Raw genomic sequence first — 4,162 nt, forward strand, 5'->3', positions numbered from 1 at the left:
CTTTTTTAACTATGATAGCCGAACAAATGTATCTAAAGCGTTATGCTAAAAGTACCATTAAAGCGTATTTATACTGGATAGCTTCGTTTATTCGATTTAACTCTATTAGGCACCCAACAACAATGGGAAATAATGAGGCCGAACTTATTTTGAATCACTTAGTCAACCAAAAAAAGTTGCTCCTAACACTCAAACCAAGCCTTAAATGCGTTGAGCTTATTATTTAAAGAGGTGATTCAAAAGCCACTCTTATTAGGTATTTCTTAAAACAAAAAAGCACAGCCCACAAGCGCCATGCTTTTTAAATCAATCTTAACCTAGTTCGGTTTACAAACGAATACCGCCGTCTATTTCAACCACGCGACCGGTGAAAAAGTCGTTTTCGATTATGTACTGTGCAGTATGGGCAATTTCGTCGCTTTCGCCTAAACGCCCTACGGGTGTTACTGCAAGCATGCGCTGTTTGGCTTCGGGTTTCATGGCGTCGGTCATGGCGGTGCTTATTACACCTGGTGCAATAGCACCTACGCGTATACCAAAACGACCAAGCTCTTTAGCCCATGTGGTTGTAAGTGCCACTACGCCAGCTTTTGATGCCGCGTAGTTTGTTTGGCCTATGTTACCTGCGCGCGCTACACTCGACATATTCACTATTATGCCGCCTTTGCCTGATTCAATCATGTGGCTTGCAGCTTCGCGCCCTGCTAAAAATACGCCAGTGAGATTTACATCAATCACTGATTGAAATTGCTCAAGTGACATTTTTTTTACCACTTTGCCGTCTTTTGCTTTTATAAACATGCCGTCGCGTAAAATGCCAGCGTTGTTTATAAGCACGCCAATGTGTCCAAAATCGCTGTTAATAGTATTAAATACGTTTTCTACTTCGCTCTCAACAGTTACGTTTGCGGCGTAGCCTTTAATAGTGCCAGATACACCTTCAAGCTGCGTTAGTTGCTCGCATGCGTTGTTTAATAACTCTTGCGCCATATCTATAAGTGCGATGTTAGCGCCCATAAGGGCAAATTTTTGCGCCATTGCAAAGCCTAAACCTTGTGCGCCACCGGTTATTACTACCGTGTTATTTTTAATTTCCACGCCTTACTCCTACTTAGAAAACAGTTTAAAAATGGCGCTAAAATCATCACTGCCAGCACCTTGGTGCTGTAGCATAGTGTATAAATTTTTAGCCATTGACCCCATTGGGGTTGAAGAATTACTTTGCTGCGCGGCTTCCATGGCAAGCCCTAAATCTTTAGCCATTAAATCGACCATAAAGCCCGGTTTGTAATCGTTACTTGCAGGGGCTGTATCCATTACGCCTGGGCATGGGTTGTAAAGTTCAAGGGTCCAGTTACGGCCAGAGCTTGCAGTCATAATGTCGCTGAGTACTTTTGCATCTAGCCCATTATTAATACCCATTTGCAGGGCTTCGCTCGTGCCTGCCATTAAAATACTGAGAAGCATGTTGTTGCATATTTTTGCAACTTGTCCTGCGCCAATATCACCTGCATGAAATATGTTTTTACCCATATCATTAAGCACAGGTTGTGCGGTATTAAACGCGGCTTTACTACCACCAACAATAAACGTAAGCGTGCCTGCGGTTGCTCCGACAACACCGCCCGATACCGGTGCATCTACAAAGCTAATACCCTGCTCGCCAAGTGCGCTGCCAACCACACGGGCCGACTCTGCATCTATTGTTGAGCAATCTATCACTAAGGTGTTGTTGCTAAGTACATTAATTAAGCCGCTATCGTCGTTATTGCCTAAATAAAGTGATTTAACATGTTTGCCCGCAGGTAACATACTAATAAGTATATCGGCATTGGTTGCACATGCATTTGCATTATCAGCTGCGTGTGCGCCTTTACTTGCAAGTTCATTTAAGACCGACTGGTTTAAATCAAATGCTGTAACATTATGGCCGGCTTTAATTAAGTTAGCCGCCATTGGGCCGCCCATATTACCTAAGCCGATAAAACCAATATTGAGTTTAGTCATCGTCTTTCCTTTATGTGTGTGTTGGGGTGTCTAAGCCATTGAGTGGGTGATTTTCGCCAAAACGGTTAGCAAAAAAGCTCTCTATTATGGCTTGTGGTACATCATTCAGTGTTTTGTATTGCCAATTAGGCGCGCCGTCTTTATCTATTAATAGTGCTCTTACGCCTTCTTGAAATTCACCTACTTCGCCAGCGCGTACCGACATACCCAGCTCCATTTTAAAACACGCTAGTAAGCTTTTGCCTTTACTGGCTTTTAGCTGCTCACTTACTAGCGCGCAACTTAGTGGGCAACCATGCTTAAGTGATTTTTGGGCGCGTTGCAGCCATTTATCGTCAGTAGCAAGGCCTAAAATATAATCAACTTGTTCTTGTAGCGTATTAAATTCAGCTAATTTTTGAATGGTTGCTAAGTTAGCTTTAATATTGCCTTTGGGCATACGCGCAGATTGGTTATCTAAATCGGTTAATAATTTAGTCAAACGCTCATGATTTAAGCTTGCGGTTTTGCCCCACTTAGCCGCTAAAATTTGCGCTAGCATGGAATCATATTTAGTGCTGTCGATAAAGTGATCGGCAAGCGATACAAAGCGTGCATCTTCACAATTAATAGAGGCCGATGTTAGCCCTAAAAATAGCCCGACGCTTTGTGGCATTTTATGTAAAAAGTAACTACCGCCTACATCTGGGTATAAGCCTATGGTTTGCTCTGGCATAGCAATGCGCGATGTTTCGGTTACTACGCGGTGGCTAGCACCGGCCATTAGGCCTAAACCGCCCCCCATTACTATGCCGTGCCCCCATACTAAAAGTGGTTTTTCGTAGCAATGAATAAGGTAGTCCAGCTGGTACTCTAGGGTAAAAAAGTCTTCCACTAAGCTTGTTGGTTTTCCTTGCGCCATTGCATGATGAAGACTCACTACATCGCCACCGGCGCAAAATGCTTTATCCCCTGCGCCTTTTAACAATACCATTGCAATTGCATCATCGCTTTGCCAAGCCCGCAATTGCGGCTCGAGTAATTTGATCATGTCAAAATTAAGGGCGTTTAATGCTTTAGGTACGTTGAGTGTAATAACCCCAATTAAGCTGCCGTTTGCTGCACTTGCCGTTTCAAATAGCACGGGGTCGTCGGCATTATTTAATAACGTTAAATTACTCATTAGCCATTTACCCAATTTGCGCGGCGTTTTTCTAAAAAGGCATTAACGCCCTCTTGTTGATCTTGTGTATCAAACAAGCCAACAAACAATTCACGCTCAAGTGGTAATACACTCGCCATAGGTTGATGGCGGCCTTTTTGAATTAATGTTTTACACGCAGAAACCGAGCTTGGGCTTTGCTCGCTTACTTGATTGGCAAGTTTTAACGCCGCTGCAAAGCTTTCGCCTTGTGGGACTACTTCCTCTACTAAGCCAATTTGCAGGGCTTTATCGGCTTTTAAGCGCTCGCCACATAAAATCATTCGTTTTGCCCAGCCTTCGCCGACAAGCCATGCTAAATTTTGCGTGCCACCCGCGCACGGTAACAAACCCACTTTTGCCTCTGGCAGTGCCATTTGTGCTTGCTCTTCTGCTATACGAATATCACACGCAAGCGCTACTTCTAACCCGCCGCCCATGGCATAACCGTTAATGGCCGCAACCGACACCCCTGTAAAATTAGTCAGTGCTTCAAAGGCTTCACCAAATACACGCGACATATCAGCGGCAACGCCTTTATCGCCACTAGCAAATACGTTTAAATCGGCCCCGGCGCTAAAAAACTTCTCGCCTTCGCCAGTAAGCACTAAGGCATAAATGTTTTTGTTGTTATTAAGCTCGTTAACTTTGTTTTTTAAATCAATTAAGGTGTCTTTTGTCCAGGTATTAGCTGGTGGGTTAGACATAGTTAAAATAGCAACATGGCCTTCGGTAGTCAGTTCAATACTCGGGTTAGATTGTGACATAACTTGCTCCTTATAAAACGTCGCTTGCAGACTCGGCTAAAATACGGCGCGCTATAATTACACGCATAATTTCGTTAGTGCCTTCTAAAATTTGATGAACGCGCACATCACGTACATGGCGCTCAAGCGGGTATTCTTTTATGTAACCGTAACCACCATGTACTTGCAGTGCCTCGTTACACACGTTAAAGCCAACATCGGTGGCAAA

Annotated in this window: 6 protein-coding genes; 1 reads left to right on the plus strand and 5 read right to left on the minus strand. The window is 43.8% G+C overall.

Annotation, left to right across the window (positions count from 1 at the left end):
- Nucleotides 1-227 (plus strand): phage integrase N-terminal SAM-like domain-containing protein (locus tag B2R65_RS04035; protein WP_286741273.1); only part of this gene is annotated, 227 nt, incomplete at its 5' end.
- Nucleotides 228-327: 100 nt separating this feature from the next.
- Here the strand turns inward: B2R65_RS04035 and B2R65_RS04040 are convergent.
- The 5 genes from B2R65_RS04040 to B2R65_RS04060 form a co-directional block, all read right to left on the minus strand.
- Nucleotides 328-1,098 (minus strand): SDR family oxidoreductase, encoded by a 771-nt coding sequence (locus tag B2R65_RS04040; RefSeq protein ID WP_029771830.1) that lies wholly within the window; start codon nucleotides 1,096-1,098, stop codon nucleotides 328-330.
- A 9-nt stretch (nucleotides 1,099-1,107) separates the two neighbouring features.
- Nucleotides 1,108-2,007, minus strand: coding sequence for a 3-hydroxyisobutyrate dehydrogenase (mmsB, locus tag B2R65_RS04045; RefSeq protein WP_029771831.1), 900 nt, complete (start codon nucleotides 2,005-2,007; stop codon nucleotides 1,108-1,110).
- Between the two features lie 10 nt (nucleotides 2,008-2,017).
- Entirely contained in the window at nucleotides 2,018-3,169 is a 1,152-nt protein-coding gene (locus B2R65_RS04050; RefSeq protein WP_029771832.1) for an enoyl-CoA hydratase/isomerase family protein, read from the minus strand.
- Nucleotides 3,169-3,954: an enoyl-CoA hydratase gene (locus tag B2R65_RS04055; protein ID WP_029771833.1), complete on the minus strand. Its 786-nt coding sequence runs from the start codon at nucleotides 3,952-3,954 to the stop codon at nucleotides 3,169-3,171. Before B2R65_RS04055 ends, B2R65_RS04050 begins: the two co-directional genes overlap by 1 nt.
- Before the next feature lie 10 nt (nucleotides 3,955-3,964).
- The coding region (locus B2R65_RS04060; protein ID WP_286741274.1) for an acyl-CoA dehydrogenase family protein at nucleotides 3,965-4,162 on the minus strand (198 nt) is incomplete at its 5' end.

The organism is Pseudoalteromonas sp. UBA2102 (genome assembly GCF_002331165.1).
GTDB lineage: Bacteria > Pseudomonadota > Gammaproteobacteria > Enterobacterales > Alteromonadaceae > Pseudoalteromonas > Pseudoalteromonas atlantica.